The 23049-nt window shown below is 60.5% G+C and carries 20 protein-coding genes; 4 read left to right on the top strand and 16 right to left on the bottom strand.

Annotated features, from left to right (window positions below; genetic code table 11):
- Positions 1 to 200: 200 nt before the first annotated feature.
- Both PMI22_RS24450 and PMI22_RS24455 read right to left on the bottom strand, forming a co-directional pair.
- Complete coding sequence (locus PMI22_RS24450) at positions 201 to 1133, bottom strand: choline ABC transporter substrate-binding protein (RefSeq protein ID WP_007943411.1); 933 nt, start codon at positions 1131 to 1133, stop codon at positions 201 to 203.
- A 25-nt stretch (positions 1134 to 1158) separates the two neighbouring features.
- A complete protein-coding gene (locus PMI22_RS24455; RefSeq protein ID WP_007943410.1) occupies positions 1159 to 2625 on the bottom strand; it encodes an aldehyde dehydrogenase family protein in 1467 nt (488 codons plus the stop codon).
- Between the two features lie 203 nt (positions 2626 to 2828).
- On the opposite strand from PMI22_RS24455, the gene PMI22_RS24460 reads away from it, so the two are divergent.
- On the top strand, positions 2829 to 3557 hold the full coding sequence (locus PMI22_RS24460; RefSeq protein WP_007943409.1) for a class II aldolase and adducin N-terminal domain-containing protein: 729 nt from the start codon (positions 2829 to 2831) through the stop codon (positions 3555 to 3557).
- A gap of 2 nt (positions 3558 to 3559) precedes the next feature.
- On the opposite strand, the gene PMI22_RS24465 is transcribed toward PMI22_RS24460, so the two are convergent.
- The 5 genes from PMI22_RS24465 to PMI22_RS24485 all read right to left on the bottom strand — a co-directional run bounded on the left by PMI22_RS24465 (position 3560) and on the right by PMI22_RS24485 (position 9764).
- Complete coding sequence (locus tag PMI22_RS24465) at positions 3560 to 4633, bottom strand: GlxA family transcriptional regulator (RefSeq protein ID WP_007943408.1); 1074 nt, start codon at positions 4631 to 4633, stop codon at positions 3560 to 3562.
- Positions 4634 to 4655: 22 nt separating this feature from the next.
- Positions 4656 to 6317 carry a choline dehydrogenase gene (locus PMI22_RS24470; protein WP_007943407.1) on the bottom strand — a complete coding sequence of 554 codons (1662 nt, stop codon included), beginning with the start codon at positions 6315 to 6317 and terminating at the stop codon, positions 4656 to 4658.
- Between the two features lie 154 nt (positions 6318 to 6471).
- On the bottom strand, positions 6472 to 7641 hold the full coding sequence (locus PMI22_RS24475; protein WP_007943406.1) for an aromatic ring-hydroxylating oxygenase subunit alpha: 1170 nt from the start codon (positions 7639 to 7641) through the stop codon (positions 6472 to 6474).
- Between the two features lie 162 nt (positions 7642 to 7803).
- Positions 7804 to 8985: an acetyl-CoA C-acyltransferase family protein gene (locus tag PMI22_RS24480; RefSeq protein WP_007943405.1), complete on the bottom strand. Its 1182-nt coding sequence runs from the start codon at positions 8983 to 8985 to the stop codon at positions 7804 to 7806.
- Positions 8985 to 9764, bottom strand: a complete 780-nt coding sequence (locus PMI22_RS24485) for an enoyl-CoA hydratase-related protein (protein ID WP_007943404.1) — start codon at positions 9762 to 9764, stop codon at positions 8985 to 8987. Before PMI22_RS24485 ends, PMI22_RS24480 begins: the two co-directional genes overlap by 1 nt.
- Positions 9765 to 9992: 228 nt before the next feature.
- Here PMI22_RS24485 and PMI22_RS24490 point away from each other — a divergent pair, with 228 nt between their 5' ends.
- Genes PMI22_RS24490 through PMI22_RS24500 form a run of 3 tightly spaced genes read left to right on the top strand, consistent with a single transcriptional unit; the run spans position 9993 to position 13433 of the window.
- On the top strand, positions 9993 to 11099 hold the full coding sequence (locus PMI22_RS24490; protein ID WP_007943403.1) for a polyamine ABC transporter substrate-binding protein: 1107 nt from the start codon (positions 9993 to 9995) through the stop codon (positions 11097 to 11099).
- Positions 11100 to 11130: 31 nt separating this feature from the next.
- Positions 11131 to 12549 carry an aminotransferase gene (locus PMI22_RS24495; RefSeq protein ID WP_007943402.1) on the top strand — a complete coding sequence of 473 codons (1419 nt, stop codon included), beginning with the start codon at positions 11131 to 11133 and terminating at the stop codon, positions 12547 to 12549.
- Positions 12546 to 13433 carry a helix-turn-helix transcriptional regulator gene (locus tag PMI22_RS24500; protein WP_007943401.1) on the top strand — a complete coding sequence of 296 codons (888 nt, stop codon included), beginning with the start codon at positions 12546 to 12548 and terminating at the stop codon, positions 13431 to 13433. The genes PMI22_RS24495 and PMI22_RS24500 overlap by 4 nt, the downstream gene beginning before the upstream one ends.
- Positions 13434 to 13558: 125 nt before the next feature.
- Here PMI22_RS24500 and paaZ read toward each other — a convergent pair whose 3' ends face one another.
- The 9 genes from paaZ to paaA form a co-directional block, all read right to left on the bottom strand.
- Positions 13559 to 15613 carry a phenylacetic acid degradation bifunctional protein PaaZ gene (paaZ, locus tag PMI22_RS24505; RefSeq protein ID WP_007943400.1) on the bottom strand — a complete coding sequence of 685 codons (2055 nt, stop codon included), beginning with the start codon at positions 15611 to 15613 and terminating at the stop codon, positions 13559 to 13561.
- A 73-nt stretch (positions 15614 to 15686) separates the two neighbouring features.
- Positions 15687 to 16940: an OprD family porin gene (locus PMI22_RS24510; RefSeq protein ID WP_007943399.1), complete on the bottom strand. Its 1254-nt coding sequence runs from the start codon at positions 16938 to 16940 to the stop codon at positions 15687 to 15689.
- 34 nt (positions 16941 to 16974) lie between these two features.
- A complete protein-coding gene (locus PMI22_RS24515; RefSeq protein WP_007943398.1) occupies positions 16975 to 18621 on the bottom strand; it encodes a cation acetate symporter in 1647 nt (548 codons plus the stop codon).
- Positions 18618 to 18926: a DUF485 domain-containing protein gene (locus PMI22_RS24520; RefSeq protein ID WP_007943397.1), complete on the bottom strand. Its 309-nt coding sequence runs from the start codon at positions 18924 to 18926 to the stop codon at positions 18618 to 18620. The genes PMI22_RS24515 and PMI22_RS24520 overlap by 4 nt, the downstream gene beginning before the upstream one ends.
- Positions 18927 to 19156: 230 nt before the next feature.
- A complete protein-coding gene (gene paaE, locus PMI22_RS24525; RefSeq protein ID WP_007943396.1) occupies positions 19157 to 20233 on the bottom strand; it encodes a 1,2-phenylacetyl-CoA epoxidase subunit PaaE in 1077 nt (358 codons plus the stop codon).
- 33 nt (positions 20234 to 20266) lie between these two features.
- Positions 20267 to 20800: a 1,2-phenylacetyl-CoA epoxidase subunit PaaD gene (gene paaD / locus PMI22_RS24530; RefSeq protein ID WP_007943395.1), complete on the bottom strand. Its 534-nt coding sequence runs from the start codon at positions 20798 to 20800 to the stop codon at positions 20267 to 20269.
- A complete protein-coding gene (paaC, locus tag PMI22_RS24535) occupies positions 20787 to 21548 on the bottom strand; it encodes a 1,2-phenylacetyl-CoA epoxidase subunit PaaC (RefSeq protein WP_007943394.1) in 762 nt (253 codons plus the stop codon). Before paaC ends, paaD begins: the two co-directional genes overlap by 14 nt.
- Before the next feature lie 8 nt (positions 21549 to 21556).
- A complete protein-coding gene (gene paaB, locus PMI22_RS24540; protein WP_007943393.1) occupies positions 21557 to 21838 on the bottom strand; it encodes a 1,2-phenylacetyl-CoA epoxidase subunit PaaB in 282 nt (93 codons plus the stop codon).
- A 27-nt stretch (positions 21839 to 21865) separates the two neighbouring features.
- On the bottom strand, positions 21866 to 22855 hold the full coding sequence (gene paaA, locus PMI22_RS24545; RefSeq protein ID WP_007943392.1) for a 1,2-phenylacetyl-CoA epoxidase subunit PaaA: 990 nt from the start codon (positions 22853 to 22855) through the stop codon (positions 21866 to 21868).
- Positions 22856 to 23049 lie beyond the last annotated feature (194 nt).

The following is a 23049-nucleotide window of genomic DNA, read 5'->3' as shown; positions in this document are numbered from 1 at the left end:
TTATTACGCATGTAATATGACGCAGGTAATATTTACTGGCAATTGATTTTTTATGCCGGTCGTCAGGTCACTCCGGCAGAAAGAAAGGCTGATCAATTGTTTAAGAAATGTGGGTACCAGGATGCGTCTTGCATTTCTGCGGTAACGCAATTTTTGTAGCAGCAGGCACCGCCTGCCGCTACAGATAGTGTTATGGCTTGTTAAGGAGCCAACCGCGCACTGGCAACCTTAATCCCATCCTGTCCGTCCCGACTGCTCACCCCCGTCAACCAAGCCTCCAGCACCGCCGGATTAGCCTTCAACCACGCCTTCGCCGCCGCCCTTGGTTTCTGATTCTGATTCAATACCGCGTCCATCAACTGATTCTCCATGGCCAGTGTGAACTCCATGTTTTGCAGCAGTTTGCCGACGTTGCTGCATTCCTTCAGGTAGTCCTTGCGCACGTTGGTGTAGACCGTGGCCTGGCCGTAGTTCGGGCCGAAGTACTCGTCGCCGCCGCTGAGGTACTTCATCTTGTTGCGGGTGTTCATCGGGTGCGGTTCCCAGCCGAGGAACACCATCCACTCGTTCTTGCGCGTAGAGCGTTTGAGTTGCGAGAGCATTGCCGCTTCGCTGGATTCCACGACTTTGAAATCCTTCAGCCCGAAAGCGTCTTTGTCGATCATGCTCTGGATCAGGCGATTGCCGTCGTTGCCGGGTTCGATGCCGTAGAGTTGGCCTTTGAGTTTGTCCTTGAATTTGGCGATGTCGGCGAAATCATGCAGCCCGGCGTCGTAGACGTAGTCGGGCACGGCCAAGGTGTATTTGGCACCGTGCAAGTTGGCGCGCACGGTTTCCACGGTGCCGGCGTCGCGGAAGGGCTTGATGTCGTTTTCGGTGGTGGGCATCCAGTTGCCCAGGAATACGTCCAGTTCTTTACCAGAGGACAGGGCGCGATAGGTCACGGGAATCGACAGCAGGGTGGTTTTGGTTTTATAGCCCAGCGATTCCAGAACTTCGCTGGCGATCGCGGTGGTGACGCTGATGTCGGTCCAGCCGACATCGGAAAAACGTACCGTGGCGCAGGACTCCGGTTCCGCTGCCTGGGCCAGTAGCGGCAGAGTGATCGACGCAAGCAAGAGCAAGGCTTTCATAGGGACGACTCCTTGGAGGTAAACGTCAGACACCGAACCAGTTCAGCGGCGCCGGTTCGGTGTTGAGGTAGATGTGCTTGAGTTCGGTGAATTCATCCAGCCCGGCCCGGGACAGTTCGCGCCCGATGCCGCTGGACTTGAAGCCACCCCACGGCGCCTGTGGGAATGCGGCGTTGTAGTCGTTGATCCACAAGGTGCCGACCCGCAGCCGTTTGGCCATGCGGTAGGCCTTGCCGATATCCCGGGTCCATACGCCGGCTGCCAGGCCATAAGGCGTGTCGTTGGCCAATTTCAGCGCCTGTGCCTCGCCGCTGAAACGCTCGACAGTGATCACCGGACCGAAGATTTCCTCCCGGGCGATCTGCATTTCGCACGTCACGTCATCGAGCAAGGTCGGGCGCAACCAGAAGCCGCGTTCGAACTGCTCGGGAATCGTGCCGCCAGCGCGCAACCTCGCGCCTTGCTCGACGGCACCGGCAATCATCGTCAGGATCTGATCACGCTGGCTGGCGGAAATCAGCGGGCCCATTTGCGTCAGCGGATCAAGGCCGTCGCCCAGGCGGATTTTCTCGATGCGTTGCTGCAAGGCGTCGACAAAGCGCTCGTGAATACTGTCCTCCACCAGCAACCGGGAACCGGCGGAACAGATCTGCCCGGCATTGAAAAACACCGCGTTGAGCGCTTGATCCAGCGCCACTTCGAAGTCGGCGTCGGCGAACACGATGTTCGGGTTCTTGCCGCCCAACTCCAGCGCCACACGCTTGAAATTGCCCGTGGCCGCGCGCATGACCTTGCCGCCAGCACCCGCGCCGCCGGTCAGCGATACCAGGTCCACGTCAGGGCTGGCGGCGAGCAGTTCACCGACGTCACCGGGGCCGCAGAGTAAATTGAACACGCCGTGCGGCAGACCTGCTTCAATCAATAATTCAGTCAGCCGATGCGCCGTCAGCGGCGTCAGGCTGCTGGGTTTGAACACCACGGTGTTGCCGGCGGCCAGGGCCGGGGCGATTTTCCAGACCGCTTGCAGCAACGGGTAATTCCACGGCGCGATCAAGGCGCACACGCCCACCGGTTCGCGCTGGTTGAAGCTGATGACATGCGCCGGGGCGTGGTTGTTGACGCTGGCGCTTTCGGTTTCAAGCAAGGCCGCGTAGTAGCGAAACGTGGCGACCACATTGCCGATGTCGCCGAGGCTTTCACTCAGGGTCTTGCCAGCGTTGAGGGTTTCCAGGCGTGCCAGATTCGAGGCGTCCTGTTCGATCAAGCTGGCGATCCGTTGCATCAGTTGCGCCCGTTCAGTAACCGCCATCGTCGGCCACGGCCCGCTGTCGAAAGCAACGCGCGCGGCGCTGATTGCCTGTTGCGCATCTACGGGGCCGGCCGAGGCCACCTGCGCCAGTACGTCCTCGGTGGCCGGGTTGATCACATCGCGGTATCGCGCCGCCTGCGGCGCTTGCCAAACACCGGCGATAAACAACGGAATCTGCTGCATTTGCGTCTCCAGCCCAGTGGGTCGTGGCCGTCACTATGGCGGTGCCGCTGGTGCTGCTCTTGATCAAACGCGGCATAAGCGTGCCGTTTTTCGACGGTTGTGCGTTCGTGTCAGAACGGCAACCCGTGTCGCTTCCCGTCAAGTGCACGCAACCCGGTTCTCTACACTGCCAGCAACCGACAAACGAGCCGAGAGGGGATGCGATGAATCAAGCTGTCGAGCAACTGAGAATCCGCCTGGCCTGCGCGTTTCGCTGGACCGCGCGTTTGAACCTGCACGAATCCATCGCCAATCACTTCAGCGTGGCGGTGTCGGGGGGCGGTCGCGAGTTCTTGATCAACCCCTACGGCAAGCATTTTTCCACGATCAAGGCCAGCGACCTGCTGCTGGTGAACGCCGACGACCCAGCCAGCCTCGACCGTCCGGACGCGCCGGACATCACCGCCTGGGCCTTGCACAGCGCCTTGCATCGCAACCAGCCGCACGCCCGTTGCATCTTGCACACCCATTCGAAGTACGCGACGGCGCTGGCGTGCCTGGCGGATTCACGGTTGCCGCCGATTGAGCAAAATTCGATGCGTTTCTTCGAACGGGTGGCCATCGACGACGGCTTCGACGGCATGGGCCTTGGAGATGAGGCCGAGCGCGTGAGCCATCTGCTGGGGGACAAACCGATTTTGTTGATGGGCAACCATGGCGTGCTGGTCGCGGCGCCGACCATTGCTCAAGCGTTCGATGATCTGTATTACTTCGAACGCGCTTGCGAGACCTACATCACCGCGCTTTCAACCGGCCGCGAATTGCGCATTGCCAGCGATGAAATAGCGCGCAAGACCTGCCAGCAGTGGCTCGACTATCCAGGCTTTGCCGACAAGCATTTCAGCGCATTGATGGGAATTCTGGACGAAGAGGAGGCCGGGTATCGGACGTGAATTCAGTCGGCCTCGACCGGACGATGCGCCTTGCTTAACGGCTGGCGCATCACCGGGGCGGTCCAGACCTGGCTGCGGTCTTCGCTGGGCGGGCAGCCGAAACGGGCGCGATAGGTACGCGAAAAATGCTCCAGCGAACCGAACCCGGAACACGCCGCCACTTGCGCCACGCTCAAGCGGGTTTGTTGCAACAGGCTGTGGGCCTTGGCCAGGCGCAAGGTGATGTAGTATTTGAGCGGCGAGAGCCCGGTCTGATGTTTGAACTGGCGCTCCAGTTGCCGGCGCGAAAGGCCGACCTGATTGGCAATGGCCTCGCAGTCCAGCGGTTCTTCCAGCGCCTTTTCCATCAACTGCACCGCGCGACGAATCTTGCTGCCTTGCATCCCGGAGTTAGTCAGGCCGCTGTCGAGTTGATTGTCCGCCGGTGCACGCACCTGGCCCATCAGCAGATGCATGCCGATCTCCCGCGCCAGATCGCTGTCGACGCTTTGCCCGATCCAGCTCAGCAGCATGTCCAGCGTGGTGGTCGCGCCGGCGCATGTCATGCGCTGACGCTCCAGGGTGTAGAGCTGAGGCTTGGCGAGCACCCGCGGATAACTTTCCTGAAAGCCTTGAAGATTGTCCCAATGCACCGCGGCTTCATAGCCATCGAGCACGCCGGCGGCGGCGAGCAGTTCAGTGCCGGTTTCCACCCCCATCAACACCGCGCCGAACAGTGCCTGTTTGCGCAGCCAACTCTTCAACGCCAGGTTGCGGCTGTGTTTGTGCACATCAAAACTGGCGATCACCAGGCACACATCAAACCCCTGATCGGCCCGCAGGCCGTGGTTCGCCACGGTGATCAAGCCATTGCTGGCCTGCACCGGTTCGCCGTCCAGCGACAACAGCGTCCATTCGAAAATCGGCCGTTGGCTCAGCCAATTGGCGATGGCCAGGGGCTCCAGCACCGCGGCCAGGCCGAAATTGGAAAACGACGGCAACAGCAACACCGCGACCCGCAACGGCGCACTGTCGCCGCGCCGCCAGGTGAAACGGGTTTCGGGGGGCGTTGTACTGTCGGACGGTTGATTGCTCATGAGTGATCTCTGGGTTCAAACATCATCGTTGCCGTGTTTGCCATTGCGGATGAATCCATACCGGCGCGTCCATGGGCGGTAGCGGTTGCAGTCCGCGAATCATATCGCTGGCCTTTTCCGCGATCATCACCGTCGGCGCGTTGGTATTGCCGCTGACGATCACCGGCATGATCGACGCATCCACCACGCGCAGTCCATCGAGACCGTGCACACGCAGTTGCGGGTCGACCACAGCTTGTGGGTCGCCAGCCGGGCCCATCTTGCAGGTGCCGCTGGCATGGTAGCCGGTTTCCGTAACCTGTCTGGCCCAGGCGTCCAGCGCTTCGTCACTTTGTGCGGCGGGGCCGGGGACCAGTTCTTCACCTTTGAACGCGGCCATTGCCGGTTGCCCGATAATCTCGCGTACCAGTCGCGCCCCGGCACGCATGTCGGTTCGATCCTGCTCGGTTTTCAGGTAATTGAACAGGATGCGCGGCGGCTGTCGAGGGTCGGCGCTGTTCAGGGTTACGCTGCCCAGGCTGGTGGGGCGCATCAAGTCGATGTGTACTTGAAACGCATGCCCTGGCACCAGATCAACGCTACCGGGTTTGACCGCCAGTGGCATAAAGGTCAGCTGCAAATCGGGGTGTTCGACACCGGCTCGCGAGCGGATAAACGCACCGGCCTCGAAATGGTTGCTCGCCGCCAGCCCGTCATGGGTGGCGAACCAGCGCGCGCCGATCCACCACTTGCCTGGCGCGGTGGTCCACGGATAAAGCGATACCGGCCGCTTGCACAGGTATTGCACGACCGTGTCGGGGTGGTCGTTGAGTCGTTTGCCGACGCCGGACAGATCATGCTTCACGGTGATTCCCAGGTCGCGCAATTCAGCCGCCGGGCCGATGCCCGATAACAACAACAGCTGTGGCGAATTGATCGCGCCAGCCGTCAGCACCACTTCGCGCTGGGCGTGGGCCTGATGAGTCTTGCCGCTCTGTTCATACTCGATGCCGACGGCGCGCTTGCCCTCGAACACAATGCGCAATGCCAGCGCGTCAGTGATCACCCGCACATTGCCGCGCGCCAGTGCCTCGCGTAGATACCCCCGCGACGTGCTCCAGCGTCTTCCGTTGCGCGTGGTGCGATCCACCGGCCCGAATGCTTCCTGTCGATAGCCATTCAAATCACAGCTCAAGCCATATCCGGCCTCGGCGCCCGCTGCGAGAAATGCCGCGCACAACGGCGTTTCGGTATCGCCCGGCGTGACATGCAGATGCCCCGAAGCGCCTCGGTAATCGTCCGCGCCATCGGCATGGGTTTGCGCGCGTTTGAAGTACGGCAACACCTGCCGGTAGCTCCAGCCGTCACAGCCTTGTTCGGCCCAACCGTCGTAATCCCGGGCATGGCCGCGGATGTAGACCATGCCGTTGATCGAGGACGAACCGCCCAGCGTTCGGCCTCGCGGCGTGCCAATTTGACGACCGTCCAGATACGGTTCTGGCTCGGAGGTATAGCTCCAGTTGTAGCGCGTACCGCCGACCACAATGCCGACGGCCGAGGGCATGTCGATGGTCCAGCTCTTGTCCGCCGGGCCGGCTTCCAGCAACAGAATCCGCACGCTGGGGTCTTCGCCCAAGCGGTTGGCCAACACGCAGCCCGCAGATCCGGCGCCCACAATCAGGTAATCAAACGCATGATCGGCCATGGTTTGGTGTGCTCCATAAATGAAAGATCGCTACACAAAACCTGTGGGAGCGGGCTTGCCCGCGATGAAGGAGTGTCAGTCGACATTTGTTTGTCTGATACACCGCATTCGCGGGCAAGCCCGCTCCCACAAGGACTGTGTTGAACCGACTGGCTCAGATCGACGACGGTCCGTGTATGCCGTTGAACACCAGCCGGTGAAAGTGATGCACCAAATGCTCGCTTTCATTACTGCGCTGGGCATCGATCATGTAGCGGCCCTGGTCGTAGCCAAGTGAACGCAAGCCCTTTTGCACCGAGATGTTTAGCGCGATGTCTTCCGGTCCCAGGTCTTCGTTCATCCATTTCATGCAGGATTCACTGACCGCCGCCGTTTCTGCATTGTTGGTGTAGTAGCCAAAACGCAGCAGCGAGCGCTCGGCGTCCAGCGGGATCATGATGAAGGAGCCCAGAAACTCAGAAAACGGGAAGGTGTAGAAGGTGTTGTTCGGCCACATGCCGATGTTGAAGAAGCATTCGTCCGGGTTAACGTCGGGTTTGAGCGGCACGCCATAGGCTTCGGTCACCGAGAGGTTGGCCGGGGCGATGTAGGTCCACCAGTTGTCGCGTTTGGTCAACTGATAGCCTTTGAAATCGATCAACCTGGCGAGGTCGATGTGGCACGGTCCCGATAACTTGAAGTGATAGCCCTCGATGGAGTTGTCCATGATCACCTTCCAGTTGGCTGGCACGATCACGTCCTGCTCCTCGATCAGGCGCATGTTGGCGAGGTCTGGAAATACCCGGTGCATTTCCTCATCGGCACCGGGGAACAAGTCGCGCAACGACGGTGCCGCCGGGTCGAGGTTGAAGTAAATGAAGCCGCCCATTTCTTCGGTGCGGATCTGCGGGATGTTGAACTGCTGCAACTCGAAGTTCTTCATTTTTTCGCAACGCGGGGCGCTGCGCAGGGTGCCGTCCATTTCATAGCACCACGAGTGGTAAGCGCAGCGCACCACGCCGCCGGTGGTGCCGCGACGGTCTTCGAGCAAGCGGTTGCCACGATGCTGGCAAACGTTGTGGAACGCATGGATCTGCCCCTGACGGTTCTTCGCCACCACCACACTCTGATCAAACAGATCCGTCACCACGTACTGGCCCGGCTCGGCGAATTCACTCACGTGCCCGGCGACGTGCCAGGCGTGCATGAAAATGTTGTCGCGCTCGGCCTTGAACAAGGTCTCGTCGTAGAAATAACGGGAGGGCAGGGTGAAGGCTTCTTCCGGGTCCTGATGATCCCAACCCTCGACGGGGCTTTGCTGTTTGCGGGCTTGGAAGTTTTGCATGGGGCGATCTCCACAGGGGCTGGCCGCACGGCACGGCAACTGGCTCTGGGAGTTAATCTAGGGCGCGAGGAAGGGGCGGTATTGATGGATTGCGACCAGTTGATGAAAGAAATCATCAAGCGGCTGCGATGCCCGGCATAGCACCGGGCATCGCGTTGACACTTAAGCGCGTTCGAAAATCGCTGCAATCCCCTGACCACCACCGATGCACATGGTCACCAGCGCATAACGGCCGTTGGTGCGATGCAGTTCGTGGATGGCTTTGGTGGCGATGATCGCGCCAGTCGCGCCGACCGGGTGACCCAGGGAGATACCCGAACCGTTCGGGTTGACCTTGGCCGGGTCGAGGTCCAGTTCCTGGCTGACGGCACAGGCTTGGGCGGCGAAGGCGATGTTGGCTTCGATCACGTCCATGTCGGCGACGGTCAGGCCGGCACGCTTGAGTGCCAGGCGTGTGGCAGGGATCGGGCCAAGACCCATCAGTTCCGGTTCAACACCGGCGTGGGCATAGCTGACCAGACGGGCCATCGGGCGCAGGTTGTTGGCTTGCACGGCGGCGCCGGTGGCCATGACCAGCGCAGCGGCGCCATCGTTCAGGCCGGAGGCGTTGCCTGCAGTCACCGTACCGTCTTTCTTGAACGCTGGCTTCATGCCGGCCAGTTGTTCCAGGGAGGTGGCGCGTGGGTGCTCGTCGACGCTGAACAGCTTGGTTTCCTTGCGATCACGAATTTCTACTGCGGCGATTTGCTCGCTGAAGTAGCCATTGGCGATGGCGAACGCGGCGCGCTTCTGGTCTTCCAGGGCCAGGGCGTCTTGCATCTCACGGGTGATGCCGTTGCGTGCGGCGACGTTCTCGGCGGTGATGCCCATGTGGATGCCATGGAACGGGTCATGCAGGATGCCCAGCATGTAGTCGATGGCCTGGACGTTGCCCATGCGCGCACCCCAACGGGCGGCAGGCATCAGGTACGGGCCACTGCTCATGGATTCGGCACCGGCGCCGATGGCGATGTCGGCATCGCCCAGCATCAGGGTTTGCGCGGCATTGATGATCGCTTGCAGGCCGGAACCGCACAGGCGGTTGACGTTGTAGGCCGGGGTCTCTTTCGGGATGCCGGCGTTCATCGCGGCGACCCGGGAGATGTACGCATCGCGGGTTTCGGTCGGGATCACGCTGCCCATCACCAGATGGCCAACTTGCGCCGGATCTACGCCGGAGCGTTGCAGGGCGGCTTTGACAGCCGTGGTCGCCAGGTCGACCAGCGGAACGTCTTTGAGCGAACCACCAAAGGTGCCAATGGCGGTACGTGCGGCGCTGACAACAAAAATATCCGGGGTGTTCATTACGGCTTTCCTCTTGGTGAATGCTTTTCTGTACTGCGAATAAGGAGGGCGGTCAACGCTGTTTGCGCTTCAGGTGTCTTGAGACGCTCAATGAACAACAGGTTTTCCTGACGAATGGTGGCTTTTAACTCCGGCAACGATGCCTGTTTGAGCAGTTGCCGGGTCTGGCGTACCGAATCCTGCGGCAACGCCAACAACCGGCGAGCCAGGTGCTGTGCGGCGTCGAGGCATTGTTGCCCGTCGTCGAACAGTTCGTTGGCCAGTCCACAGGCAACCGCCGCGGCGCCGTCGAGGCTGTCGCCCCACAGCAGCAGACGAGCGGCGCGGGCGTGGCCGAGCAGGCGCGGCAACAACAGGCTCGCACCGAACTCCGGGCACAGGCCCAGGTTCACAAACGGCACGCGCAGTTTGGCGTTTCGCGTCACCAGAACCTGATCACAATGCAGCAGCAGGGTAGTGCCAATGCCGATGGCTGCTCCGCAAACGGCCGCGATCAACGGTGTTTGCAGGTGGATGGCAACGTTCATCAGGCGAAACGCCGGGCTGTCCAGATGCGTCGGCGGATGTTCGAGAAAATCTGCCAGATCATTGCCGCTGGTAAAGCAGGTGGTGCCGCCCGTGAGGACGATCACGCCGATGCCGTCGTCTTCGTCCGCGGCCAGCAGCAGATCAGCCAACTGCGTATACAGGCTGTTATTCAGTGCGTTGAGCTTGTCGGGGCGGTCAAGCGTGAGCGTCAAAACGCCTTCGTTTTGATCCTGTTTGATCAGCTCACTCATGGAATGCCCCGCCTGTTTTGTCCGGCAGCCACTCTAAGCGCCCGGCCGGCTTGGGAGCTATGACAAAACGAGTCAACGAAACTGCTGCTTTTTGCCATGTTTGGCCGCCGCGATTGCTGGCAAACGGCTCACACACCCATTCGGGGTATGGTGCCGTTGGCCCAATCGCTCAATAGTGGGGGCAACCGGTCATCCAGAACCGACTTCGCTTGATAAGGTGAATTTGCTATGCGCAAGGCCCTCCTGGTGATTTCCAGTCTGTTGCTTGTTCCGCTGACACTCAATGCTCACGCCGCCACCGACGTGAACGAAAACAATACGCTCAGGTTGTATAACTGGGCGGACTACATTGGCGAAAAAACCCTGGCCGACTTTGAGAAAGCCTCCGGGATCAAGGTGATTTACGACACCTTTGATGCGTACGAAACCGTCCAGGCGAAGTTGCTGACCGGGCACTCCGGTTACGATCTGGTGGTGTTGAACGCCTCCCTTGCGCCGCCGTTGATCAAAGCCAAAGTGTTCCAGCCGCTGGACAAGAAGTTGCTGCCGGGCTGGGCCAATCTGGATCCGAAAGTCTTGCAGGACTTGCAGGGCTTTGATGCCGGAACCCTGTATTCCGCGCCTTACACCTGGGGCAGCAACGGCATCACTTACAACGTCGACAAGATCAAGGAACGCATGCCGGACGCGCCGATTGGTTCGCTGGCGATGATTTTCGACCCGAAAATCGTCTCGCGCTTCGCCGATTGCGGGGTGACCCTGGTCGATGCGCCCACCGAAGTGATTCCACTGGCCTTGAAGTACCTGGGACGCGACCCGCGAAGTGCCGCGCCGGAAGACTTGAAAGCCGCGCAGGAACTGCTGCTGTCGGTTCGGCCGTACATTAAAAAATTCGACTCGGTCAACTACCTGACCAGCCTGCCCAATGGCGATGTGTGCATGGCCATGACCTGGTCAGGCGACTACGCAACGGCCATGGCCCGCGCCGAAGAAGCCAAGCTGAATATCAACCTGGCCTATTTCATTCCCAAGGAAGGTTCACTGATCTGGTTTGACAACATGTATATCCCAGCCGATGCGCCCCACGTGGCCAATGCGCACAAATTCCTTGAGTACTTGATGCAGCCACAAGTGATGGCGGACGTGACCGACTACATCCATTACGCCAACAGCAACGAGGCGGCCACGCCTTTGTTGAATGCCGATGTGCGCAGCAATCCGGCGATTTACCCCGATGACGAAACCCGCCAGCGGCTGTTTCCGCAAAAGACTCAGGACGCCAAAGAGATGCGCGCCATTACCCGCGTCTGGAGCACGGTGAAGAGCGGGATCTGAACGTATAACCCCTTCGGTTCGAGGTTTTTGTATGGCTACTCCAACGTTGAAAGTACTGCCAGCGGTTGATGATGCTCGTTTGATCAAGGCCGACAAGGCTCACTACATGCACGGCTATCACATGTTCGACGAGCACGCCGAGCAGGGCGCGCTGAACATCGTGTCCGGTGACGGCGCCTACATTTACGACGCGCAGGGCAACCGTTTTCTCGACGCAGTCGGCGGCATGTGGTGCACCAACATCGGTTTGGGCCGCGAAGAAATGGCGCTGGCGATTGCTGATCAGGTGCGGCAACTGGCGTATTCGAATCCGTTCTCCGACATGTCCAACAACGTCGCCATCCAGTTGTGCGAAAAGCTCGCCAGCCTGGCCCCCGGCGATCTCGATCACGTGTTCCTGACCACGGGCGGCTCGACCGCCGTGGACACCGCGTACCGGCTGATCCAGTACTACCAGAACTGCCGTGGCAAACCGGAAAAGAAGCACGTTATCGCCCGGTTTAACGCGTATCACGGCTCCACCACTTTGACGATGTCGATCGGCAACAAGGCTGCAGACCGCGTGCCGGAATTCGATTACGCCAATGACCGGATTCACCATGTCTCCAACCCCAACCCGTACCGCGCGCCGGACGGGATGGACGAGGCAAATTTTCTCGAATTTCTGGTCCAAGAGTTTGAAGACAAGATCCTCGCCATCGGAGCGGACAAGGTCGCAGGCTTCTTCGCCGAACCGATCATGGGCTCGGGCGGGGTGATCATTCCGCCCAAGGGCTACCTGAAGCGCATGTGGGAAGTCTGCCAGCGCTACGACATTCTGTTTGTCGCCGATGAAGTCGTGACCTCGTTCGGGCGCCTGGGCAAGTTCTTCGCCTCCTATGACCTGTTTGATGTGCAGCCCGACATCATCACCACGGCCAAAGGGCTGACGTCCGCTTATCTGCCGCTGGGTGCGTGCATCTTTTCCGACCGCATCTGGAAAGTCATCGCCGAGCCGGGCAAGGGCCGCTGCTTTACCCACGGTTTCACCTACAGCGGCCACCCGGTGTGCTGCACGGCGGCGCTGAAAAATATCGAGATCATTGAACGGGAACAGCTGCTGGAGCATGTCGACGTGGTCGGCGCTTACCTGGAAGAGCGACTGGCGACCCTCAGCGACTTGCCGCTGGTGGGCGATGTGCGCTGCCAGAAGCTCATGGCCTGCGTGGAGTTCGTCGCCGACAAGCGCACCAAGGCGTTGTTCGCCGATGAGATCAACATTGGCGAGATGATCCACTCCCGGGCCCAGGCCCGAGGCTTGCTGGTGCGGCCGATCATGCACCTCAATGTGATGTCGCCACCGCTGATCCTGACGTGTGCCCAGGTCGATGAAATCGTCGAGATCCTGCGGGTGTGCATTCTTGAAGTGGCCGCCGAGCTGGAAAAAAGCGGCCAGTACTTCGGGCAATGAGTTCGCTCAATCGGCGGTTACCCGGCGTCGGTTCTCCCGCTAGACTGCGGGGCATGAGCAAACCCGACGACGATACGCTAATCGCACTGCCCTTCGGGGCCTTGCATAAATGGCACGGCGACATGCGCGAGGCATTCGCCCATGTCGACGCGCCTGATGCGCTGCACTACCTGGCGTCGGCGTTCGGGCATCTGGTATCCATCGAATCGGTGATGATCAGCCTGGAGCACAAGGACCGGGCGCCGCAGTTGCTGTACCAGCGCGGTATCCCGGAGCAGTATCGGGACTCGATCATCGACCGCTATTTTTCCGGTGGCTACTTGCTCGACCCGTTTTGCCTGGCGGTGGAGCAGGGGCTGGCCGAAGGGTTTTATCACCTGGAGGAAATCGCCCCGGACAACTTCTTCGATACGGAGTACTACAAGACTTATTACTTGAAGGCCGGGTGTTCCGAGGACAGTTTTTACCTGATCGATACCGGCCCGGACAGCCAGGTTTCGGTCAGTCTGTTTCAGGGTTTTGGCGGGGAAAGTCTGCGGGCGGAACAGCTGAATCTGTTGCGGGCGGTTGAGCCATTGGTTCGGGAATTTATCAGCGAGTTTGGCCGTCGCGGCCTGGCACATAGCGCAGTCATTGAAAGTGACAATCTCAAGCAACGGGTGCAGTCCGCCTTCGAAAACTTTGGCTGCGACGTGCTGACCGAGCGTGAGCGGGAGGTGGCGCACATGGTGCTCAGGGGGCATTCGGTGAAGTCCACGGCCAGCCAGATGAGCATCTCGCCGGAGACGGTGCGCATGCACCGCAAGAACCTGTATTTGAAGCTGGAAGTCGGGTCGCAGTCAGAACTGTTTGCACTGTTTATCGAGTGGTTGCGCCAGCACTGATCGTTACTCAGTGATCGTTCCCACGCTCTGCGTGGGAATGCCTCTATGGACGCTCTGCGTCCGCTGTGACGCGGAGCGTCACGGGCTGCATTCCCACGCAGAGCGTGGGAACGATCAATGGAAAATCAATCCTCGCGTTTCACGACCAGGGTCAAAATGTCGTAACTGGCCACCAGTTCCCCCAGTTGGTTAGTGACTTCCACATCCCACGCCACCACCCCTTGCGGAATGCCTTGCGGGCTCTTCTTCCCTTGGTCGATTTTGCGTTTGCACGTCAACCGCGCTTGAATCGTGTCGCCAATCCCTACCGGATTGATGAAGCGCAACGTATCCAGACCATAGTTGGCCAGCACCGGCCCAGGCGCAGGCGACACGAACAAACCAGCCGCCGCCGACAGCACGAAGTACCCGTGGGCAATACGTTTGCCGAATTGCGATTCCTTGGCGGCGATGTCGTCGAAGTGCATGTAGAAGTGATCGCCGGACAGGCAGCCGAAGTTCACCAGATCGGCTTCGGTCACGGTGCGACGATGTGTCAGCAGCGATTCACCGATCTGCAAATCCTGGAAGAACCGGCGAAACGGATGCACTTCGGTTTCGATAACCTTGGCGCCACGCACGTGTTCACCGGTCACTGCCGCCAACATGGTCGGCGAACCTTGCACCGCCGCACGTTGCAGGTAGTGTTTCACCGCACGCAAGCCGCCGAGTTCTTCGCCGCCGCCGGCACGCCCCGGGCCGCCGTGCTTGAGTTGCGGCAATGGCGAACCATGGCCGGTGGATTCGGCTGCGGACTCGCGGTCCAGCACCAGCAAACGGCCGTGCCAGGCTGCTGCCACCGGGATCGCTTTGGCGGCGATCTGTGGATCTTTGGTGATCAAGCTCGCCACCAGGCTGCCTTTACCGCGCGCGGCCAGAGCCAGTGCTTCGTCCAGATCGTAGTAGGCCATCAGGGTGCTGACCGGGCCGAACGCCTCGATGTCGTGTGCGCCGCCTTCGGCATGCGGGTCGCGGGCTTGCAGCAGGGTCGGCGCAAAGAACGCACCCTGGCTGACGTTTTCACCGCGCGGTTCGAAACCGTCGCGGGCGCCGAACAGCAGATCGCTGCTCTGCAACAGGCTTTCCAGACGCTCGGCGACGTCTTTTTGCTGATCGTGGGAGGCCAGTGCGCCCATGCGCACGCCTTCCACCGACGGGTCGCCGACCACGACTTTCTTCAGGCGATCACGCAGGCGGGTAGCGACCGCGTCGATGTGTTTGGCCGGCACGATCGCGCGGCGGATGGCGGTGCATTTCTGCCCGGCCTTGGTGGTCATCTCCCGAGCGACTTCCTTGATGAACAGCTCGAACTCTTCGTCATCCGGGGTCACGTCCGGGGCGAGGATCGCGCAGTTCAGCGAGTCGGCTTCAGCGTTGAACGGCACCGAGTTGCGGATCAGGTTCGGGTTGACCCGCAGTTTGGCGGCGGTGTCGGCGGAACCGGTGAAAGTCACCACGTCCTGGCCTTGCAGACGGTCGAGCAAATCACCGGTGCTGCCAATGATCAACTGCAAGCTGCCCGCGGGCAGCAAGCCGGATTCGTCCATCAGGCGCACCACGGCTTCGGTCAGGTAGCTGGTGGCGCTGGCCGGTTTGACGATGCACGGCATGCCGGCGAGGAAGCTCGGTGCGAATTTTTCCAACATGCCCCAGATCGGGAAGTTGAAGGCGTTGATGTGCACGGCCAGGCCGCCGCGTGGCACCAGGATGTGCGTACCGGCGAAGGTGCCGAGCTTGCTCAACTGCATCGCCGGGCCTTCGTGGACGATGTTGCCCGACGGCAATTCCCGCGAACCGAGGCTGGCGTAAGTGAAGAGGGTGCTGTTACCGCCTTCGATGTCGATCCAGCTGTCGGCACGGGTCGCGCCGCTGTGGTGGGAGATCGCGTAGAGCTGTTCTTTGCGTTCGCTCAGGTACAAGGCCAGGGCCTTGAGACGCTGGGCGCGTTGCTGGAAGTCCAGCGCCATCAAACCACTGATGCCTTGACGGCGACCGTGTTCGACGGCTTCGGCGAAGTCCGGACGCTCTTCGTGGGTACGCGCAATCTCATGGCCGTCGATGGCGCTACGCAGTACCTGGGCACCTTGTTGACCGATCCAGCGACCGGCGATGAAACTTTGCAGGGTAGGGGCGTGAGGCATCACGATTGCTCCTCAGGGTGTGAAAAGTGGGGGATGAAAAAGTGGGTGCGGCCGCAACCGCGCGAGTCAGGCATTACCAAAGCGCCAAGGTGTAACCGACAATCAGCCGATTCTCATCGAGGTCGGTGGTCAAGCCATTGCCGGAGCGGAAGGTCACGTTGCGCCAGCGAATGTTGACGTTCTTGAGTACGCCGCTCTGGATGACGTAACTGATATCGGTGTCGCGTTCCCATTCGCGGCCGTTGTCGACGTTGCCGGCTTTGACGTGGTCGCCGTCGGTGTAGCGGGTCATGAAGGTCAGGCCGGGAACGCCCAGGGCCACGAAGTCATAGTCGTAACGCAGCTGCCAGGAATCTTCCTCGGCACGGGTGAAGGTGTTGAAGGTCACCAGGTTGACCACGTACGGATCGCCGCCGTTGAGGAACGGAAAGGCGCTGTCGCCGGACAACTGCTGGTAGGCGGCACTGACCTTGTGGGCGCCATGGGACACGCTGAACATGCTGTTGAAGTTACGGTTGTCGATTCGCCCGGCACGCTCGGCGCCATCGCCGCGGCTGTCAAAGTAGCGAATGTCACTGCGCAGGTTGAAACCGTTGCCCAAGGGCTGGGTATGCACCAGGCCGGCGAATTGCTGGCGATAAATCTGATCGAGTTCGCCGTAGTAATAGCTCAGGCTCAGTTGGGGGGTGAAGGCGTAGCTGCCACCGGCGAAGTTGAAGTAATCACTGCTGGCGGCCGCGTAGCCGACGTCTTGGTTGTTGGAGGAGTCCCGCAGATTGACCTTGGTCAGGCGCCCGGTATTGACGGTCAGGCCATTGATTTCCTGGCTGGTCAGCAAGCCGCCGGCAAAGGTCGAACCCAGCAGGCGGGTGTCGTTGTAACTCACCACGGGCAGCAAGGGTTGCAGGGTGCCGAGCTTCAACACGCTTTTGGACACACGCAGCTTGCCGGTCAGCCCTAGTTCGCTGTATTCGTCCGCAGGCTCATGGCTGTTCGGGCCAAAGGGCAGCAGCCCGGTGCCACGGGTATCCGGGCTGGCGTCGAGTTTCAACCCCAGCTCGCCGAGCGCATCCAGACCGAAGCCGAAGGTTCCGTCGGTATACCCGGACTCGATGCGCCCGGTGAAGCCCTGCGCCCACTCCTCGCCCTTGGATTGCGGCGCGTTGTCCTGACGGAAATCGCGATTGATGTAGAAGTTGCGCATTTCAATACGGGCCTTGCTGTCGTCGATGAAGTCAGCCATGGCGCTGGGGGCAACCATGGGCAGGCTCAATGCGGCGGCTAACGAAAACAGTGTTTCTCGGGATGCTGTAAACGCGGGCTTCATTATTTTTGTTCCCTGACATCAGATCGATCGTTAATTAGTGCTTGCTGGCGCCAGAGGCACCGATGCCGGTCATGGAACGGATGAACTGCGCCAGATACCGGCCACGCTCAAGGGTTGCTCGGGGTGAGGTGTCGGTGACGGAAAACACCCAGGCGCTTACAAATGCCAGGCTCATGGAGAACAACGCCGGGTTGGAATAAGGGAACAGCGCCTTGTCGTGATGCATCACGTTGACCCACACCGCCGGGCTCAGCACCAGCAGGACAATCGCAGAGATCAACCCCGTCAGGCTGCCGGTGACCGCGCCACGGGTGGTCAGGCCTTTCCAGTACATCGAGAGGAATAGCACCGGGAAATTCACCGACGCGGCGATGGCCAGCACCAGGCCGGAAAGGAAGGCAATGTTCTGCGATTCGAACAACAAGCCAAGGATGATGGCCAGGACACCGATGCACAGCGTCGCGATTCGCGAGACACGGATTTCCTGCTGCTCAGTGGCCTGACCTTTGCGCATCACACAGGCATACAAATCGTGGGACACCGCCGAAGCGCCGGACAAGGCCAATCCCGCAACCACTGCCAGAATGGTGGCGAAGGCGACCGCCGAGATGAAGCCGAGGAACAGGTTGCCACCCACGGCCTGAGCCAGGTGCACGGCAATCATGTTGCCGCCGCCGATGATCGCGCCGCTGGCATCGCGGAACGCCGGATCGGTGCCGACCATGACGATTGCGCCGAAGCCGACGATGATCAGCAGCAAGTAGAAGTAGCCGATGAAACCCGTGGCGTAGAACACGCTTTTGCGCGCTTCCTTGGCATCGCTGACGGTGAAGAAGCGCATGAGGATATGCGGCAGGCCGGCGGTGCCGAACATCATGCCCAGTCCCAGCGAGATCGCATCGATGGGGTTCGACAACAAGCCGCCGGGGGCCATGATCGCGTTGCCCTTGGCGTGCACGGCCGTGGCACCGGCAAACATCGCTTCAGTGCTGAAGCCGAAATGCTTGAGCACCATGAAGGCCATGAAGGTGGTGCCGAACAGCAGCATGACGGCCTTGATGATCTGCACCCACGTGGTGGCGAGCATGCCGCCGAAGGTCACGTAAAACACCATCAACACGCCCACCAGCATTACCGCGTAGAGGTAATCGATGCCGAACAACAGCTCAATCAGCTTGCCGGCGCCGACCATCTGCGCCACGAGGTACATCAGGGCCACGGTCAGGGTGCCGAAGGCCGAGGTCAGGCGCACCGGGGTTTGTTCCAGGCGATAGGAGACCACGTCGGCGAAGGTGTATTTGCCCAGATTGCGCAAACGTTCGGCAATCAAAAACAGAATGATCGGCCAGCCCGCCAACACGCCCAGTGCGTACAGCAGACCGTCATAACCATTGAGGAACATCATCGCGGAAATGCCGAGGAAGGACGCCGCGGAAATCATGTCGCCGGCAATCGCCAGGCCGTTCTGAAAACCGGTCATGCCACCGCCCGCGGTGTAGAAATCGCTGGCGGAACGAGTGCGCAACGCGGCCCAGCGCGTCACACCGAGGGTGAACAGCACAAACACCAGGAACATGCCGATCGCGTTCCAGTTCAGCGGACGGGTCGCGCCGTCGGCCGCTGCCGCAAAGTCAGCGACAAAGGCCAGTGGCAGCAGGAATAACGCGTGAAAACGGCTCATTGGGCGCACTCCTGCTTCAGTTTTTCGTTGAGCGGATCGATCACGTGGTTGGCGCGATAGACGTAGAAACCGGTCAGTGCGAAGGCCAGCACCACCATCACCACACCCACCAGCATGCCCACGGTGGTTACGCCGCCGCTCAGGGATTGGCCGAGGGTGGCGGGGGAAAACGCCACCAGCAAAACGAAGCCGAAATAGATCACCAGCATGATCAGCGACAGCGACCAGTAGAGGTTCTGTTTGCGGCGTACCAGCTGGATGAAATCCGGGTTCTGGCGGATGAGTTCTACGTCTTGGGGTGTCATGGCGCGTTCTCTTTTGTTGTTTTTGTTGTGGGGTGGAACAGATTTTTCGTTTGAACCCCGTAGCAGCTGTCGAGCCCCAGCGAGGCTGCGTTCGGCTGCGAAGCAGTCGTGAAGTCAGGCACTGCGGTGCATCAGGAAAACCGGGCACCCAGGGTTTACGACGGCTTCGCAGCCGAACGCAGCCTCGCTGGGGCTCGACAGCTGCTACGGGGGCTCGTGGTGCCAAGTGCTCAGAGCTGGTCGAAATCCAGCACCACTTTGTCGCTGATCGGGAACGCCTGGCACGACAGCACGTAGCCGGCGGCCACTTCGTAGTCTTCCAGGGCGTGGTTGCTGTCCATTTCCACTTCGCCTTCGATGACCTTGCACTTGCAGGTCGAGCACACGCCGGCCTTGCACGAGTAGGGCAGTTCGGCGCCCTGGGCGTTGCCGGCGTCGAGGATGCTCTGGCTGTTGCGCGGCAGGTCGAAAGCCAGGGCGCGACCGTCGCTGATAACGGTGATCTGGCTGACCGCCGCATCGAATTGCCGGGCGGCCTCGCGGGCTTCACGTTTTTGCTGGCTGCCGGCGACTGCAAACAATTCGAAGTGGATGCGTTCCGACGCCATGCCCTTGGCCTTGAGGCTGTCACGCACGGTTTCAGTCATTTCCTGCGGGCCGCAAATGAACGCCGCATCAAGGGTTTTGACGTCGAGCCAGCGGGAGAACAGTTGCTCGCATTTCTCGGCGTTGATCCGGCCGTTGTACAGGTCAACGTCCTGCTGCTCGCGGCTGAACACGAAGATCAGGTTCAGGCGCTGCAAGTAGCGGTTTTTCAGGTCTTCCAGTTGTTCGCGGAACAAGGCACCGGAACTGGAACGGTTGCCGTACAGCAGCGTGACGCGGCTGTGCGGTTCGGTTTCCAGGGTGGTCTTGATGATCGACAGGATCGGTGTGATGCCGCTGCCGGCCGCGACGGCCAGGTAATTGCCATGGCGAGCCGGATCGAGCTCGACGCAGAAATGCCCGGCGGGCGGCATGACTTCCAGGCTATGCCCGGCTTTCAATTGCTCATTGGCAAACGCCGAAAACCGCCCGCCTGACACACGCTTGATAGCGACGCGCAGTTCACCGTCGTTGACCCCGGTGCAAATCGAGTAGGAACGGCGTACTTCTTCGCCATCCAGCTGAGTGCGCATCACCAGGTGCTGGCCCTGGGTAAAGTGAAAACTGTCTTGCAGGTGCTGCGGAATCTCGAAGGCGATGGACACCGCGTCACGGGTCTCGGTGCGCACGTCCTTGATGGTCAGGCTGTGAAATTTACTCATTATTGTTCTCCAGCTGGGACGGCCGATTGCCGCTCAGATGCACTTGAAATAGTCGAACGGTTCCCGGCAATCGACGCAGCGGTACAGCGCCTTGCACGCGGTGGAACCGAACTCGCTGAGCACTTCGGTGTGGGCGCTGCCGCACTGCGGACAGAGGATCACCGGGCTTTCGCCGAGCAGGCTGCGCTTGCTGGTGCTGCCCTCGGGCGGTGCGATGCCGTAGGCGCGCAGGCGTTCACGACCACTGGCGCTGATCCAGTCGGTGGTCCACGCCGGGGTCAATTTGCGTTCCAGTTGCGGCGCCTTGAACCCGGCCAGCTCCAGAGCCTCGCGGATATCGCTTTCGATCACTTCAGTAGCGGGGCAGCCGGAGTAGGTCGGTGTGACCACCACGTGCAAGTGCCCGGCCTGCCAGTCGAGATCGCGCACGATACCGAGGTCGACTACGCTGACCACCGGCACTTCCGGGTCCATGACCTGCGCCAGGGTCGCCCACGCGGCCGCCAGGTCGGTCGGTTGTGCCGGCCGGGCGCCGAGGTCGCTGGCGATCAGCTCACCAGGTCGCATCGGGGTACGCTCGTGGCAAAAACTGCATTTCGGCCAGCAGAATGCCCAGGTGCTCGGTGTGCAGGCCCTTGCGTGCATTCAGGTAGAAATAGCTCGGCGCGGCCGGTACGGGCAGGGTGGCGCTGGCAAAAATCTGGTTGACCTTGGCTTGCCAGGCAGCGGCGACTTGCGCGGTGTCCGGGGTGATGCCGGCGTCGCACAGGCGTTGTTCGCTGTCATCAGCGCTGGTCAGTTCGACAGTGAAACGCCAAACCTCAGGGATTGCGTCGAGCATCCTGCGATGGCTTTCTTCTGTACCGTCGCCCAAGCGCTCGACCCACTCGCCGGAGCGGCGCAGGTGATAGGTGACTTCCTTGACGGCTTTGGCGGCAATCCCGGCGATGCGTTCGTCGCTGGACTGGCTCAGGCCGCTGAGTACTGACAGGTGCCAGGCGTCATACAGGAATTGCTTGAGGATGGTCACCGCGTAATCGCCGTTCGGTTGTTCGACCAGCAACAGGTTGCGATAGGCACGCTCATCTCGGCGGAACGCCAGGTCATCGGCATCGCGGCCGTCGTTCAGCAGTTCGGCGGCGTAATCCAGCCAGTTGCGCGCCTGGCCCACCAGGTCGAGGCCGACGTTCATCAACGCCAGTTCTTCTTCCAGTGCCGGGGCCTTGCCGCACCATTGGCACAGGCGCTGGCCCTGGATCAGGGCGCTGTCGCCGAGGCGCAGCAGGTATTCGATCAGATCAGTCTGGTTATTCATGGTCGACCTCACATGTGCCCGACTTCGGCCGGCAGCTCGTAGAAGCTGGCGTGGCGGTAGACCTTGTCGTCCGACGGATCGAACAGCGGGTCTTTTTCATCCGGCGACGAAGCGGTAATCAGTGCCGACGGCACAACCCACAGGCTCACGCCTTCGCTGCGACGGGTATACAACTCGCGGGCGTTTTCGATGGCCATGGTGGTGTCGGCGGCGTGGACACTGCCAACGTGCTTGTGGTTGAGGCCGTGCTTGCTGCGCACGAAGACTTCAAAAAGGGTCCATTCAGACATTTCAATGACTCCACATCAGGTGGCCGATCAGGCGGCGTTCTTGTTCTGTTGTTTGCGGGCGTGGGCGACGGCGGCTTCACGAACCCAGGCACCGTCTTCAATCGCCTTGCGGCGAGTGGTGACGCGTTCCTGGTTGCACGGGCCATTGCCCTTGAGCACTTCGTAGAATTCGCTCCATTGGATCTCGCCGAAGTCGTAGTGACCGGTTTCGGCGTTCCACTTCAAGTCCGGGTCAGGGCAGGTGCAGCCCAGCAGTTCCAGCTGCGGGATGGTTTGGTCTATGAAGCGCTGGCGCAGTTCGTCGTTGCTCTGGCGCTTGATTTTCCAGGCCATGGACTGGGCGCTGTTCGGCGAGTGTTCGTCGCTTGGGCCGAACATCATCAGCGACGGCCACCACAGGCGGTTGATCGCGTCCTGGACCATGTCTTTTTGCGCCTGATTACCGTGACGCATCATGGTCAGGAGGATTTCGTAGCCCTGGCGCTGGTGGAAACTTTCTTCCTTGCAGATGCGCACCATGGCCCGGGAGTAGGGGCCGTAGGACGTGCGCTGCAATACCACCTGGTTGACGATGGCAGCACCGTCCACCAGCCAGCCCACCGCGCCCATGTCGGCCCAGTTCAGCGTCGGGTAATTGAAAATGCTCGAATACTTGGCCTTGCCGCTGTGCAGCTTGGCGATTTCTTCATCGCGGTCGGCGCCCAGGGTTTCCATGGCGCTGTAGAGGTACAGGCCGTGGCCGGCTTCGTCCTGAATCTTGGCCATCAATTGCAGTTTGCGTTTGAGCGTTGGTGCGCGGGTGACCCAGTTGCCTTCGGGCAGCATGCCGACGATTTCCGAGTGGGCGTGCTGGGAGATCTGCCGGATCAGGGTCTGGCGATAGGCATCAGGCATCCAGTTTTTGGCTTCGATCTTGATTTCTGAATCGATTTTTTCCTGGAAGGCGCGTTCCTGTTCGGACATCTCCGACAGGTCTTTGATGCGCTTTACGCCGGTTTCTACGAGCTGTGCGTACATGGGGGGTCTCCCGCCTTTATTCTGTTTGAAGGCATGGAGAACTTTATAAGCGATACAGAATTTAATATCAAACACAAAATATCGTGTCGCATGTGTTTTTGTATCGCTTTGGGATGAGTGGTCGTTTTTGGGGGTGAAATTGTTATGGGGGGGCATATCCGTTTTTGCGGTAACGGCGACTGGCGGTTTCGCTC

Source organism: Pseudomonas sp. GM21 (assembly GCF_000282215.1).
Classification (GTDB): domain Bacteria; phylum Pseudomonadota; class Gammaproteobacteria; order Pseudomonadales; family Pseudomonadaceae; genus Aquipseudomonas.
This window is presented reverse-complemented; position numbering and strand designations above follow the sequence as displayed.